Source organism: Pantoea sp. ICBG 828, assembly GCF_002928355.1.
Classification (GTDB): domain Bacteria; phylum Pseudomonadota; class Gammaproteobacteria; order Enterobacterales; family Enterobacteriaceae; genus Pantoea; species Pantoea dispersa.
The window spans coordinates 287,483-300,091 of the sequence record NZ_POWN01000003.1; the positions used below are offsets into that span (position 1 = coordinate 287,483).

The window sequence follows — 12,609 nt, forward strand, 5'->3', positions numbered from 1 at the left end:
CGATCAGTTACTCTTTTTGGGGCTCGCAGACGAACCGTTTTTATCCTGCAACTGCGACGGCACCAGCACGGTGGTGACGCGCTTGCTCTGGCCCTGACTGTAGGCCTGCATTTTCTGCTCTTTCACCAGATAGGTGATGCGATCGCCTTTGATGTTGCTGTCCTGCTGCTCAATAAAGGCGTTGCCGGTCAGCTCGACGAAATCGTTGGCCAGCTCATAGTGCAGTTTGGCGGCGTGACCCTGCACCGGTTTGCCGTTGTCCTGCATCTGATAAAAGGTGGCCGGATTGCCGTAGGCATCGACGATGGTTTTGTTGCTGTCGCCGCCCGGACGCGTTACCACCACTTTATCGGCGGTAATTTTGATGGTGCCCTGGGTCACGATCACGTTGCCGGTAAAGGTGGCGACGTTACCCTGCAAATCGAGCGCCTGGTTCACCGAGTCGATGTTAACCGGCTTGTCCGAATCGCCCGTTAACGCCAGCGCCGGCAGGCTGGTTGCCAGCAGCGCACTCACCAGCAGCAACTTAAGGCTATTTTTGTTCATTTTGAATTTCATAGGAGGTTTTGACCTTTTCAAGCAGCTCGGCATTCTTTGTCCGTAGGTTGCCGCGCATCTTCATGCCAGTGGAGTTAAAACTGCGGCCAAATAGGGTGACCTGATCGTCAGACGTCACATCCTGGCTGACCAGATTAACCTGAGCATTATCCGTGATGATGCGCTCAAGCTGGGAATCCTGCGTCAATGTGTGTACTTCAACGTGGCCATAAAGATACAGCATACGATCTTTCGTCAGCTTTGCCTTGTCAGCACGAACCGACCACGTGGGCACTTTGTTTTCGTCGTAAGTGGTCATCACCGGATTATCGAACCAGCTCACTTCTTCGGCCGAAAAGTAGGTCACTTTATCCGAGACCAGCTTATAGGCCAGCGCACCCGTCGGGTTATACACCACGGTGCTGGAGTTGGCGCTGGTGTAGGTCGGCGCCTGATCGTTGGTCGCCACCGGCGTGGCGCTGTCGTCCTGGTTGGTAAGATTCCAGCCGATCAGCACCAGGGCGATCAGCGCCAGAATCAGCGTTATCCAACGCCTGCTTTTACTCATACTGATTGCCCTTTGGCATCCTCAAATTTGTTCTGCGCCAGCAAAATCAGGTCGCATAGCTCACGTACTGCACCGCGACCGCCAGCAATGCGCGTCACGTAATGCGCACGCGGCAGTAACACCGGATGCGCATCGGCGACGGCCACGCTCAGACCCGCCTGTGCCATTACCGGCCAGTCGATCAGGTCGTCACCAATATACGCGACCTGGTCTGCCGATAGTGACAGTTTATCCAGGAGTTCGCGCCAGGCCAAAAGCTTATCCGACTGTCCCTGGTAAAGATGCGTAATGCCGAGCGTTTTACAGCGATCTTCCAGCAGTTTAGCGCGGCGGCCGGTAATAATAGCCACTTCGATGTCCGAGGTCAGCAGGCAGCGCACGCCGTAACCGTCGCGCACGTTAAAGGCCTTTAGCTCTTCACCGCTGTTGCCCATGTAAATCAGGCCGTCGGACATCACGCCGTCGACATCGCAAATCAGCAGGCGGATATTGGCCGCCCGCGCCATCACGTCGGCGCTCACCGGGCCGTAGCAGGTGTCGACCATCGTGGTTTCAGCACTCATTGTTGTTTCCCGTTCAGACCACGCCAGCGCGCAGCATGTCATGCATATGTACCACACCGAGCAGGCGATCGTCATCGGCCACCAGCAGCGCAGTGATGTTTTTGTTTTGCATCAGATTAAGCGCGTCCACCGCCAGCAGGTTAGGGCGCACGCGAATCCCGCCGCGCGTCATCACATCCTGGATGCGGGCCGACTGGAAATCGATGCCCATATCGAAGATGCGGCGCAGGTCACCGTCCGTGAAAATCCCTTCGATTTTCATCAGATCGTCGACAATCACCGTCAGGCCGAGGTTTTTGCGCGTGATTTCCAGCAGCGCGTCGCGCAGCGAGGCGTCACGGGTGACGTGGGGAATTTCATCGCCGCTGTGCATAATGTCGCTGACGTGCAGCAGCAGTTTGCGCCCCAGCGCGCCGCCCGGGTGCGACAGCGCGAAATCTTCCTGGGTGAAGCCGCGCGCTTCCAGCAGCGCCACCGCCAGCGCATCGCCCATCACCAGCGTGGCGGTGGTGCTGGAGGTCGGTGCCAGCCCGAGCGGACAGGCTTCCTGCGGTACTTTCACGCATAAATGCACATCGGCAGCCCGGCCCATGGCGCTCTCCGGACGGCTGGTCAGGCAAATCAGCTGCACTTTCTGCCGTTTGAGCACCGGGATCAGCGCGAGGATTTCGCCTGACTCGCCGCTGTTCGAGATGGCGATCACCACATCGTTGGTGCTGACCATGCCGAGATCGCCGTGGCTGGCTTCACCCGGGTGGACGAAGAACGCTGGCGTGCCGGTGCTGGCGAAGGTGGCGGCCATCTTCTTGCCGATATGGCCGGATTTGCCCATGCCCATCACCACCACTTTGCCACGGCAGGCAAAGATCATTTCGCAGGCGCGGCTGAAGTCGGCGTTAATATACTGATCGAGCTGTTCCAGCCCTTCGCGTTCGATGCGCAGTACCGCTTTACCTGCCTGCTGGAAGTCGAAATCCGGTTGCTGATGTGACATGGTCAGTCATCCTTAATAGCTTGCGATAAGCGTGGGGCTGAGCCAAAGCCACAGCACCCACACGATAAATCCACCTAACAGCAGCGTGCCCGCTACGCGGCCGATGCGGCGCTTGCGCAGCAGGCACAGCAGGGCGAACAGCACGCTGACGCCCAGCATAATCCAGTAATCCCGCGCAAAGGCGTGCGCATCGATCGCGCCGGGATGCACCAGCGCCGGCAGGCCCAGCACAATCGCCAGATTGAAGATATTGGCGCCAATCAGGTTGCCGATGGCGATATCGTCCTCGCCTTTCAGCGCGCCGGCCAGCACCGTGGCCAGTTCCGGCAGGCTGGTACCGACAGCAATCAGCGTCAGTCCCATCACCAGTTCGCTAACGCCGAAGTAATCCGCAAACACCGTGGCGTTGTCGATCACCATGCGCGTCGACATCGGCAGAATAATCAGCGCCACCGCCAGCCAGAGAAACGCCACCGTGTTGCCGCTTTCGTCGCGCGGCAGTTCCGCCAGTTGTTCACGCGTCAGGGTGTCATTATTATCGCGCTCGGCCCGCCGGGCGATGCGGATCGCCACCAGCAGATAACCCAGCGCCAGCAGCAGCAGTGCCACGCCATCCAGCCGGCTGAGCTGGTTATCAAACAGCATGATGCCGCTGAGCAGTGAGACCAGCAGCAGCAGAGGGAGTTCGCGGCGAATCAGATTGGAGTGTACGGTTAAAGGGTGCAGCAGCGCAGCGCCACCCAGAATCAGCAGAATATTGGTGATGTTCGAGCCCAGCGCGGTACCAACGGCTAAATCCATCTGACCATGCTGCGCGGCAGAGAACGAGACGATCAGTTCCGGCAGTGAAGTGCCAATGCTCACCACCGTCATGCCAATGATCAACGGGGGAATGCCAAGGGATCGACACAGGATCGCGGCGCTGAACACCAGGCGGTCAGCTCCGTAAGCCAGTAAAATCAATCCGATAAACAGCAGGGCAGTGGCTACGAACATGAAAAATCCTTGATGGATAACGGTGCCGGCAAACCTTGTCCGACAGGTAAAAGCAGTGCGCGTGCGGAATCAGGCGCTGATTTTGACTGTCTGAGAGGCAAAAGTAAATTTTAAGGCCGTTTTCGCCACACCGGACGGGTAAGTTTCTGTAAAACTATCGTGCATTGTGGTTTACCAGGCTACCATCCACCACGTTAATTACGCCCGATCCGTTTAAAGAGGTAATGATGATCCAGCAGCAAACGAATCTGGTTGAGGTTCGTGGCGTCAGTTTTACGCGCGGCAATCGCACCATCTTCGACGACATTTCGCTGACCGTTCCGGCGGGCAAAGTCACGGCGATTATGGGCCCTTCCGGCATCGGTAAAACCACCCTGCTGCGCCTGATTGGCGGGCAGCTGCAGCCGGACAAAGGTGAGATCTGGTTTCGTGACCAGAACATTCCGACGCTGTCGCGCCGTAAGCTGTATGACGTGCGTAAAAAAATGAGCATGCTGTTCCAGTCCGGTGCGCTGTTCACCGACCTTAACGTTTATGAAAACGTTGCCTGGCCGCTGCGCGAACACACCCGGCTGCCAGCGGAATTACTGCACAGCACGGTGATGATGAAGCTGGAAGCTGTGGGACTGCGCGGCGCAGCCCAGCTGATGCCGGCCGAACTCTCCGGCGGCATGGCGCGCCGGGCGGCGCTGGCGCGAGCAATTGCGCTGGAGCCGGAGCTGATCATGTTCGACGAACCCTTTGTCGGCCAGGATCCCATTACCATGGGCGTGCTGGTCAAGCTGATCGATGAGCTCAACCATTCGCTGGGCGTCACCTGCATTGTGGTTTCACACGACGTGCCAGAGGTCTTGAGCATTGCCGACCATGCCTATATTGTTGCCGGGCAAAAGATTATTGCTCAGGGTAGTGCGCCGCAGCTGAGGGAGAATCCCGATCCGCGCGTGCGCCAGTTTATTGAGGGTCATGCGGATGGTCCGGTACCGTTCCGCTTCGCTGCCGGGGATTACCTCAGCGATCTGACCCGCACAGGGAGAAGCTAAACTGATGTGGTTACAGGCACTGGCGTCATTTGGGCGTCAGGGAATTAACACCTGTGCGGCCTTTGGCCGGGCGGGCTTAATGCTCTTCCATGCGCTGGTGGGTAAACCGGCGTTTCGTAAGCATGCGCCGCTGCTGGTGAAGCAGCTGTATAGCGTGGGCGTGCTGTCATTGCTGATCATTGTGGTCTCCGGCCTGTTCATTGGCATGGTGCTGGGGCTGCAGGGCTATCTGGTACTCACCACTTACAGCGCGGAAACCAGCCTGGGTATGCTGGTGGCGCTGTCGCTGCTGCGCGAACTGGGGCCGGTAGTCACCGCGCTGCTGTTTGCCGGGCGCGCCGGTTCGGCGCTCACTGCGGAAATTGGCCTGATGAAAGCCACTGAGCAGCTCTCCAGCATGGAGATGATGGCGGTTGATCCGCTGCGCCGCGTGGTCTCGCCGCGCTTCTGGGCCGGCTTTATCAGTATGCCGCTGCTGGCGCTGATCTTTACCGCGGTGGGCATTGCCGGTGGCGCGCTGGTCGGGGTGGCCTGGAAAGGCATCGACCCGGGCTTTTTCTGGTCGGCGATGCAGAACGCGGTGGATTTTCGTACCGATGTGATCAACTGCCTGATCAAAAGCGCGGTGTTTGCCATCACGGTGACCTGGATCGCGCTGTTCAATGGGTATGACGCCATCCCGACTTCGGAAGGGATCAGTCGCGCGACGACGCGTACCGTAGTCCATGCTTCGCTGGCGGTGCTTGGACTGGATTTTGTGCTGACGGCACTGATGTTTGGGAATTAATGCAATGCAAAGCAAAAAAAACGAAATCTGGGTTGGCGTGTTTATGCTGGCTGCGCTGCTGGCGCTACTGTTCCTCAGCCTGCGCGTCGCCGATCTTAAATCGCTGGGCACCGAGCCAACGTGGAAGCTGTACGCCACCTTCGATAATATCGGCGGCCTGAAAGTCAGCTCGCCGGTGAAAATTGGCGGCGTGGTGATTGGCCGCGTCACCGACATTTCACTGGATGACAAAACGCTGTCGCCGCGCGTCACCATGGACATCAGCGAGCAGTATGCCAATAAAATTCCTGACACCAGCTCGCTGGCGATTCGCACCCAGGGTCTGCTGGGTGAGCAGTTCCTCGCGCTCAACTTAGGTTTTGACGATCCGGAGCTTGGCTCGGCGATGCTGAAAGATGGCGGCACGCTGCGGGATACCAAATCGGCGCTGGTGCTGGAAGACCTGATCGGCCAGTTCCTCTACAAGAGCGGCGACAACAAGGACAATGAGAAATCGTCGGGCGCCGCCAGCGCGAGCGCCCCGGCAGCACCTGCTACAACGGAATAACCCAGAGAGGTACAACACGATGTTAAAACGTTTCCTGATGGTGGCCCTGCTGGCCATCGCGCCGCTGGCGGCAAACGCAGCGGACGCCAACCAGAGCAATCCGTACAAGATGATGAACGAAGCGGCGGAGAAGACCTTTACCCGCCTGAAGAACGAACAGCCGAAGATTAAGCAGGATCCGAATTACCTGCGCGAAATCGTGCGCCAGGAGCTGCTGCCGTACGTGCAGATTAAATACGCGGGGGCGCTGGTACTGGGCCGTTACTACCGCGAAGCCACGCCGGCGCAGCGCGACGCCTACTTTGCCGCGTTCGGGGATTACCTGGCGCAGGCTTATGGTCAGGCGCTGGCGTTGTACCATGGCCAGACTTACCAGATTCAGCCTGAGCAGCCGATTGGCGATGCCAATATCGTGGCGATTCGCGTCACCATCATCGATCCCAACGGTCGTCCGCCGGTGCGCCTTGATTTCCAGTGGCGCAAGAACAGCCAGACCGGTAACTGGCAGGCTTATGACATGATTGCCGAAGGCATCAGCATGATCACCACCAAACAGAATGAGTGGAGCGATCTGCTGCGCACCAAAGGCATCGACGGCCTGACTGCGCAGTTGAAAACCTATGCCGCGCAGCCTATCACTCTGGACAAGCAGCAATAATGAGCGAACCGTTACGCTGGCAGCGCACTGCCAGCACGCTGGCCCTGAGCGGCAAACTGGACCGCGATACGCTGCTGGCGCTGTGGCAGGCGCGTGACAGCGCCATGGCCGGTATCACCACGATTGACGTGGCGGCGCTGGATCGGGTTGATTCTGCCGGGCTGGCGCTGCTGGTGCATCTGCGCGAAATCGCGCGGGCGCAGGGCACGACACCGCTTTTCAGTGGTATCACCGATAAGCTCGACTCGTTAATCAAGCTGTACAACCTGCAGCAGATTATTGTTTCTGCGGAACAAATCGCCTGATTAACGGCGCTGCTGACAAAGCCCCTGATTTTTTCAGGGGCTTTTGCGTATTTAAGAGTCAGGCGCTTTCCTCTAAGATATCCGCCTTATTATTATCAAGTGAAGCAATGAGCGATGGAAAATAGTGAAGTTCAGGCCGTGCTAATGCAGGCGCTGCCGTTAGAAGAAGTACATGTTCTCAGCAACGATGGCAGCCATTTCCAGGTCATTGCCGTGGGCGAAATGTTTGGCGAGCTGAGCCGCGTAAAGAAACAGCAGGCTGTGTACGCGCCGCTGATGGAATACATTGCGGATAACCGTATTCATGCGGTGTCCATCAAGACTTATACCCCAGCCGAGTGGGCGCGCGACCGTAAACTCAACGGTTTCTAAGCGCCACTCTGGCTGTTTTGTTGATAGATAATTGAGAGCCGTGTTAATGGACAAATTTCGTGTGCAAGGCCCCACCCGTTTAAGCGGTGAAGTGACCATTTCCGGGGCGAAGAATGCTGCGCTGCCGATTCTGTTTGCTGCGCTGCTGGCTGAAGAGCCGGTAGAGATTCAGAACGTGCCGAAGCTGCGTGACATCGATACCACCATGAAGCTGCTGAGCCTGCTCGGTGCGCGCGTGGAACGCAATGGTTCGGTCCACGTTGATGCGCGCGAAGTTAATGTCTTCAGTGCGCCGTACGATCTGGTGAAAACCATGCGTGCCTCCATCTGGGCGCTGGGGCCGCTGGTGGCGCGTTTTGGCCAGGGCCAGGTTTCTCTGCCGGGCGGCTGTGCGATTGGTGCGCGTCCGGTCGATCTGCACATTACCGGCCTGGAGCAGCTGGGTGCCGAGATCAAACTGGAAGAGGGCTATGTTAAAGCCTCTGTGGATGGCCGCCTGAAGGGCGCGCACATTGTGATGGATAAGGTCAGCGTGGGCGCGACCGTGACCATCATGAGCGCCGCAACGCTGGCGACGGGCACCACCATCATTGAAAACGCGGCGCGTGAACCGGAGATTGTCGACACGGCAAACTTCCTTAACACGCTGGGCGCGAAAATCAGCGGCGCCGGCACCGACAAAATCACCATCGAGGGCGTTGAGCGCCTCGGCGGCGGCGTCTATCGCGTGCTGCCGGACCGTATCGAAACCGGCACCTTCCTCGTGGCCGGCGCTATCTCGCGCGGCAAAGTGGTGTGCCGCAATGCGCAGCCAGACACGCTGGACGCCGTGCTGGCGAAACTGCGTGACGCGGGTGCGGAGATTGAAGTCGGCGAAGACTGGGTGAGCCTGGATATGCACGGCAAGCGTCCGAAAGCGGTTAACATCCGTACCGCACCGCACCCGGGTTTCCCGACCGACATGCAGGCGCAGTTTACGCTGCTCAACCTGGTGGCTGAAGGCACCGGCGTCATTACCGAGACCATCTTCGAAAACCGCTTCATGCACATTCCGGAGCTGATTCGTATGGGTGCGCACGCCGAAATCGAAAGCAACACCGCTATCTGTCACGGTGTTGAAACCTTGTCCGGCGCGCAGGTGATGGCGACCGATCTGCGTGCGTCAGCCAGTCTGGTACTGGCAGGCTGCATTGCAGAAGGTGCGACGCTGGTGGATCGTATCTACCACATCGATCGTGGCTACGAGCACATTGAAGACAAGCTGAAAGCGTTAGGCGCCAACATCGAGCGCGTCAGCGGCGAGTAATCCTTTGTCCTGATTGCCAGCGATGAAAACCAGTCACGACAGCGTGGCTGGTTTTTTTTTGCTTTACCCGCGTGAGACGATCTTTTTCAGATCCTGGGGCGATCGAATGCGTTTTTTACGATCCAGCAGACGCTGCGTGACCGGATCAAAATAGCGGCTGGGCCAGATCTCGGAAGGATGGACCTTCAGCGCCGTGGCGATCAGCCATTCACCTTTAGGCCAGGGGCGTGACAACGCGTTGGCCAGCGTCGATGAACTGAGGCCAGATTGACGTGACAGGGCGGCCAGTGACGTACCGCGCTTGCGCAGGGCCGCAATAATATCTGCCGGATGCCAGTCTTCTCTCCTTGCATGCATAACTCTCTTCTCCGTGTCCGTGTTAGTGCTCCATCTCTGCAGCGCTGTGGCTCTCCTGCGCAGAGATAACTGGAAAAATCAGGATTTTTATAGCAAATAATTTCCATATGTTTCCAGTAATTGTTTTGCCTGTGCACGAAACTGCGCAGTTTTTCGCAAAAATGCTGCAAGGGAATGTAATCAGACGGGCAGAGCAGGGGGAGAAATAAAAACGGGGCCGGACGGCCCCGTAGCAGGTCAGAAATCGCGCTGCACCGACATGTGCGCCAGCGCTTCCAGCGCGCTGCGCCACGGCGTTTCTGGCAGTGCCTGTAGCGCGGCGATGGCTTTATCCGCCTCTTCTTCGGCGCGTTTGCGCGTCCATTCCAGCGAACCGGTTTGCTGCATTGCCGCCAGCACCGGCTCCAGCAGATGACGGCCATTACCCTCTTCGATCGCCTTGCGGATCATCTGCGCCTGCTCGGGCGTGCCGTTGTGCATGGCGTGCAGCAATGGCAGCGTCGGCTTACCTTCGCTCAGATCGTCACCGGTATTTTTGCCCAGCGTCTCGCCGTCGGCGCTGTAATCCAGCAGATCGTCGATCAGCTGAAACGCCGTACCGAGATAGCGGCCATAATCCTGCAGCGCTTTCTCCTGCGCTGGCGTGGCCTCCGCGAGGATTGCCGAAGCCTGCGAAGCGGCTTCAAACAGGCGAGCGGTTTTGCTGTAGATCACCCGCATGTAGCTCTCTTCGGTGATATCCGGATCGTTGCAGTTCATTAGCTGCAGCACTTCCCCTTCGGCGATCACGTTCACCGCTTCGGACATCAGTGCGAGGATCTTCAGCGATCCCATGCTGGTCATCATCTGGAAGGCGCGGGTATAGATAAAATCCCCGACCAGCACGCTCGCCGCATTGCCGAACGCGGCGTTAGCGGTGGCTTTGCCACGGCGCATATCGGATTCATCCACCACATCATCGTGCAGCAGCGTCGCCGTGTGGATAAATTCGATCAGCGCCGCATTGGTCACATGCAGCGATCCCTGATAATTCAGCGCGCGTGCTGACAGCACCGCGATCATCGGACGGATGCGTTTGCCTCCCCCGCTGATGATGTAATAGCCCAACTGGTTAATCAGTGAGACATCTGAATTCAGCTGGTCGAGGATGGTCTGGTTGACGGCCGCCATGTCCTGCGCGGTTAATTCGTTAATCTGTTCTAAGTTCATTCGTCTGTTCAGCTTTGACTCGTTTTCTGCATGGTAAGCGCTTTTACCCAGCGTGAGTTCAGGTAATCTGTTACTGATTGTACTTGAAAAATCGGGTTGAGAAACGTTTGCATTCGTCCTGCGCTTTTTTTCTGCAAGAGAGTGCAAAGTGCACTTGTCTTCTGCTGGAGTTTTGCGTAGAATTCGCGCCCTATTGTGAATATTTATCGCGCCGCCTGATGAACAGAAAGGCATGCGCAGAAGCGGAGTTTTATATGTACGCGGTTTTCCAAAGTGGTGGTAAACAACACCGAGTAAGCGAAGGTCAGACCGTTCGCCTGGAAAAGCTGGACATCGCAACCGGTGAAACCATCGAGTTCGACCAGGTTCTGATGATTGCAAATGGCGAAGACGTGAAAATCGGCGCGCCACTGGTTTCAGGCGGTGTGATCAAGGCAGAAGTTGTTGCTCACGGTCGTGGCGAGAAAATTAAAATTGTTAAGTTTCGTCGTCGTAAACACTACCGTAAGCAAGCTGGTCACCGTCAGTGGTTCACTGATGTGAAAATCACTGTGATCAGCGCGTAAGAGGAGATCTGACAAATGGCACATAAAAAGGCTGGTGGCTCGACTCGTAACGGTCGCGACTCCAATGCAAAACGTCTGGGTGTTAAGCGTTTCGGTGGTGAATCTGTTCTGGCAGGTAGCATCATCGTTCGTCAGCGTGGTACCAAATTCCACGCCGGTAACAACGTAGGTTGTGGTCGTGACCACACTCTGTTTGCTACCGCAGACGGCAAAGTTAAATTCGAAGTTAAAGGTCCTAACAACCGTAAATACATCAGCATCGTTGCTGAGTAAGGTTGTTGTGCCGCAGACGATTAACGTCTGAACACACGAATGGAAGGCCCCGCAGCTTTGCGGGGCTTTTTACATTCTGCCGCAGGTTACGGCAATCACGCTGACCTTGCGCCTCAGTTTGCTGTACACTTTATGTACACATGGCTTTGCCAATCCTGTATTATCCGCCGCCGGTCAGCGCAGAAGACCCTGGCGGACCCGTTTGTCGCCCGCAGCGTGGCGCAAACGACAGTGTGACGGAGATAAAAAATGAAGTTTGTTGATGAAGCGACGATCCTGGTGGTCGCGGGTGATGGTGGCAACGGTTGCGTCAGCTTCCGCCGCGAGAAGTACATTCCCAAAGGGGGACCGGACGGCGGTGACGGCGGTGACGGCGGTGATGTTTACCTGCTGGCGGATGAAAACCTCAATACCCTGATCGATTATCGTTTCGAAAAATCTTTCCGCGCCGAACGTGGCCAGAATGGCCAGAGCCGTGACTGTACCGGTAAACGCGGTAAAGACATCATTGTTAAAGTGCCGGTGGGTACGCGCGTGATCGATCAGGGCACGGGCGAAACGCTGGGCGACATGACGCGCCATGAGCAGAAGCTGATGGTGGCGAAGGGTGGCTGGCACGGTCTGGGCAACACCCGCTTCAAATCGTCCGTGAACCGTACGCCGCGTCAGAAAACCATGGGCACGCCGGGCGAGAAGCGCGACCTGCAGCTGGAACTGATGTTGCTGGCAGACGTGGGTATGCTGGGTCTGCCAAACGCCGGTAAATCGACCTTTATCCGCGCAGTATCAGCGGCGAAGCCAAAAGTGGCGGATTATCCGTTCACTACCTTAGTGCCAAGCCTCGGCGTGGTACGTATGGACAGCGAAAAGAGCTTCGTGGTCGCCGACATTCCCGGCCTGATTGAAGGCGCAGCGGAAGGCGCAGGCCTCGGAATTCGCTTCCTCAAGCATCTGGAGCGCTGCCGTGTGCTGCTGCACCTTATCGACATCGCGCCAATCGACGAATCCGATCCGGTAGAGAACGCCCGCATCATTCTCGGCGAGCTGGAAAAATACAGCGACAAGCTGTACCAGAAACCGCGCTGGCTGGTGTTCAACAAAACTGACCTGCTGAGCCGCGAAGAGGCGGAAAGCCGCGCCAAAGCCATTGCCGAAGCGCTGGGCTGGGATGAGAAATACTATCTGATCTCCGCCGCCAGCCGTGACGGTGTCAATGAGCTGTGCTGGGATGTGATGAGCTTTATCATCGCGAATCCAAAAGAAGCGGAAGAAGAAGCGAAGCAGCCAGAGAAAGTGGCCTTCATGTGGGATGATTACCACCGTGAAGCGCTGGAAAATGCTCAGGAAGTGGAAGAAGACGAAGACTGGGATGATGACTGGGATGAAGACGACGACGAAGGCGTCGAGATCATTTATCAGCGTTGATGTCAGCGAAAAAAGCGGCCAGATGGCCGCTTTTTTTATTGCTGTTTAGCGCCGAGCACCAGCCCGCACCATCATCCCTCTCCCCGCAGAAGAAAGCACCAGG

Annotated in this window: 17 protein-coding genes; 10 read left to right on the forward strand and 7 right to left on the reverse strand. The window is 57.2% G+C overall.

From position 1 onward, the window contains the following. Positions 1-3: 3 nt before the first annotated feature. Genes lptA through C1Y43_RS09045 form a run of 5 tightly spaced genes read right to left on the reverse strand, consistent with a single transcriptional unit; the run spans position 4 to position 3,658 of the window. Positions 4-558: a lipopolysaccharide ABC transporter substrate-binding protein LptA gene (gene lptA, locus C1Y43_RS09025; protein WP_031279739.1), complete on the reverse strand. Its 555-nt coding sequence runs from the start codon at positions 556-558 to the stop codon at positions 4-6. Beyond that, entirely contained in the window at positions 533-1,105 is a 573-nt protein-coding gene (lptC, locus tag C1Y43_RS09030) for an LPS export ABC transporter periplasmic protein LptC (RefSeq protein ID WP_021507740.1), read from the reverse strand. The genes lptA and lptC overlap by 26 nt, the downstream gene beginning before the upstream one ends. Next, the gene (kdsC, locus tag C1Y43_RS09035) at positions 1,102-1,668 is read right to left on the reverse strand and encodes a 3-deoxy-manno-octulosonate-8-phosphatase KdsC (RefSeq protein WP_021507739.1); all 567 of its coding nucleotides are present in this window, start codon (positions 1,666-1,668) and stop codon (positions 1,102-1,104) included. Before kdsC ends, lptC begins: the two co-directional genes overlap by 4 nt. Positions 1,669-1,681: 13 nt before the next feature. Further along, positions 1,682-2,662, reverse strand: a complete 981-nt coding sequence (gene kdsD, locus C1Y43_RS09040) for an arabinose-5-phosphate isomerase KdsD (RefSeq protein ID WP_021507738.1) — start codon at positions 2,660-2,662, stop codon at positions 1,682-1,684. A gap of 12 nt (positions 2,663-2,674) precedes the next feature. Continuing rightward, positions 2,675-3,658, reverse strand: a complete 984-nt coding sequence (locus tag C1Y43_RS09045) for a calcium/sodium antiporter (RefSeq protein ID WP_058774893.1) — start codon at positions 3,656-3,658, stop codon at positions 2,675-2,677. A 227-nt stretch (positions 3,659-3,885) separates the two neighbouring features. Between C1Y43_RS09045 and mlaF the strand changes: the two genes are divergently transcribed. The 7 genes from mlaF to murA all read left to right on the forward strand — a co-directional run bounded on the left by mlaF (position 3,886) and on the right by murA (position 8,676). Continuing rightward, positions 3,886-4,701, forward strand: a complete 816-nt coding sequence (gene mlaF / locus C1Y43_RS09050) for a phospholipid ABC transporter ATP-binding protein MlaF (protein ID WP_021507736.1) — start codon at positions 3,886-3,888, stop codon at positions 4,699-4,701. Between the two features lie 4 nt (positions 4,702-4,705). Continuing rightward, positions 4,706-5,488 (forward strand): lipid asymmetry maintenance ABC transporter permease subunit MlaE, encoded by a 783-nt coding sequence (gene mlaE, locus C1Y43_RS09055; protein WP_021507735.1) that lies wholly within the window; start codon positions 4,706-4,708, stop codon positions 5,486-5,488. Between the two features lie 4 nt (positions 5,489-5,492). Beyond that, positions 5,493-6,035, forward strand: a complete 543-nt coding sequence (gene mlaD, locus C1Y43_RS09060; protein ID WP_021507734.1) for an outer membrane lipid asymmetry maintenance protein MlaD — start codon at positions 5,493-5,495, stop codon at positions 6,033-6,035. A 19-nt stretch (positions 6,036-6,054) separates the two neighbouring features. Next, positions 6,055-6,693, forward strand: coding sequence for a phospholipid-binding protein MlaC (gene mlaC, locus C1Y43_RS09065; protein ID WP_021507733.1), 639 nt, complete (start codon positions 6,055-6,057; stop codon positions 6,691-6,693). After that, positions 6,693-6,998, forward strand: coding sequence for a lipid asymmetry maintenance protein MlaB (mlaB, locus tag C1Y43_RS09070; protein WP_021507732.1), 306 nt, complete (start codon positions 6,693-6,695; stop codon positions 6,996-6,998). The genes mlaC and mlaB overlap by 1 nt, the downstream gene beginning before the upstream one ends. 114 nt (positions 6,999-7,112) lie before the next feature. Further along, a complete protein-coding gene (gene ibaG, locus C1Y43_RS09075) occupies positions 7,113-7,370 on the forward strand; it encodes a BolA family iron metabolism protein IbaG (RefSeq protein WP_007886637.1) in 258 nt (85 codons plus the stop codon). Positions 7,371-7,416: 46 nt separating this feature from the next. Then, entirely contained in the window at positions 7,417-8,676 is a 1,260-nt protein-coding gene (gene murA / locus C1Y43_RS09080; protein WP_021507731.1) for a UDP-N-acetylglucosamine 1-carboxyvinyltransferase, read from the forward strand. Between the two features lie 63 nt (positions 8,677-8,739). Here the strand turns inward: murA and C1Y43_RS09085 are convergent, their stop codons facing one another. Together C1Y43_RS09085 and ispB are read right to left on the reverse strand one after the other, a co-directional pair. Next, positions 8,740-9,033, reverse strand: coding sequence for a helix-turn-helix transcriptional regulator (locus C1Y43_RS09085; protein WP_021507730.1), 294 nt, complete (start codon positions 9,031-9,033; stop codon positions 8,740-8,742). Between the two features lie 237 nt (positions 9,034-9,270). Further along, the gene (ispB, locus tag C1Y43_RS09090; RefSeq protein WP_021507729.1) at positions 9,271-10,242 is read right to left on the reverse strand and encodes an octaprenyl diphosphate synthase; all 972 of its coding nucleotides are present in this window, start codon (positions 10,240-10,242) and stop codon (positions 9,271-9,273) included. A 254-nt stretch (positions 10,243-10,496) separates the two neighbouring features. On the opposite strand from ispB, the gene rplU reads away from it, so the two are divergent. From rplU to cgtA, 3 genes are all read left to right on the forward strand, one after another. Next, positions 10,497-10,808 carry a 50S ribosomal protein L21 gene (gene rplU, locus C1Y43_RS09095; RefSeq protein WP_021507728.1) on the forward strand — a complete coding sequence of 104 codons (312 nt, stop codon included), beginning with the start codon at positions 10,497-10,499 and terminating at the stop codon, positions 10,806-10,808. Between the two features lie 15 nt (positions 10,809-10,823). Further along, complete coding sequence (gene rpmA, locus C1Y43_RS09100; protein ID WP_006121751.1) at positions 10,824-11,081, forward strand: 50S ribosomal protein L27; 258 nt, start codon at positions 10,824-10,826, stop codon at positions 11,079-11,081. Positions 11,082-11,330: 249 nt separating this feature from the next. After that, a complete protein-coding gene (gene cgtA, locus C1Y43_RS09105; protein WP_058759590.1) occupies positions 11,331-12,506 on the forward strand; it encodes an Obg family GTPase CgtA in 1,176 nt (391 codons plus the stop codon). Positions 12,507-12,609: the final 103 nt, after the last annotated feature.

Bases quoted from the DNA above. Each gene is read 5' to 3' on its own strand.
- lptC (WP_021507740.1), bottom strand. From the start codon at position 1,105: ATGAGTAAAAGCAGGCGTTGGATAACGCTGATTCTGGCGCTGATCGCC.
- C1Y43_RS09085 (WP_021507730.1), bottom strand. From the start codon at position 9,033: ATGCATGCAAGGAGAGAAGACTGGCATCCGGCAGATATTATTGCGGCC.
- murA (WP_021507731.1), top strand. From the start codon at position 7,417: ATGGACAAATTTCGTGTGCAAGGCCCCACCCGTTTAAGCGGTGAAGTG.
- kdsC (WP_021507739.1), bottom strand. From the start codon at position 1,668: ATGAGTGCTGAAACCACGATGGTCGACACCTGCTACGGCCCGGTGAGC.
- kdsD (WP_021507738.1), bottom strand. From the start codon at position 2,662: ATGTCACATCAGCAACCGGATTTCGACTTCCAGCAGGCAGGTAAAGCG.
- mlaC (WP_021507733.1), top strand. From the start codon at position 6,055: ATGTTAAAACGTTTCCTGATGGTGGCCCTGCTGGCCATCGCGCCGCTG.
- mlaB (WP_021507732.1), top strand. From the start codon at position 6,693: ATGAGCGAACCGTTACGCTGGCAGCGCACTGCCAGCACGCTGGCCCTG.
- rplU (WP_021507728.1), top strand. From the start codon at position 10,497: ATGTACGCGGTTTTCCAAAGTGGTGGTAAACAACACCGAGTAAGCGAA.
- lptA (WP_031279739.1), bottom strand. From the start codon at position 558: ATGAAATTCAAAATGAACAAAAATAGCCTTAAGTTGCTGCTGGTGAGT.
- mlaD (WP_021507734.1), top strand. From the start codon at position 5,493: ATGCAAAGCAAAAAAAACGAAATCTGGGTTGGCGTGTTTATGCTGGCT.
- mlaE (WP_021507735.1), top strand. From the start codon at position 4,706: ATGTGGTTACAGGCACTGGCGTCATTTGGGCGTCAGGGAATTAACACC.
- cgtA (WP_058759590.1), top strand. From the start codon at position 11,331: ATGAAGTTTGTTGATGAAGCGACGATCCTGGTGGTCGCGGGTGATGGT.
- mlaF (WP_021507736.1), top strand. From the start codon at position 3,886: ATGATCCAGCAGCAAACGAATCTGGTTGAGGTTCGTGGCGTCAGTTTT.
- rpmA (WP_006121751.1), top strand. From the start codon at position 10,824: ATGGCACATAAAAAGGCTGGTGGCTCGACTCGTAACGGTCGCGACTCC.
- ispB (WP_021507729.1), bottom strand. From the start codon at position 10,242: ATGAACTTAGAACAGATTAACGAATTAACCGCGCAGGACATGGCGGCC.
- C1Y43_RS09045 (WP_058774893.1), bottom strand. From the start codon at position 3,658: ATGTTCGTAGCCACTGCCCTGCTGTTTATCGGATTGATTTTACTGGCT.
- ibaG (WP_007886637.1), top strand. From the start codon at position 7,113: ATGGAAAATAGTGAAGTTCAGGCCGTGCTAATGCAGGCGCTGCCGTTA.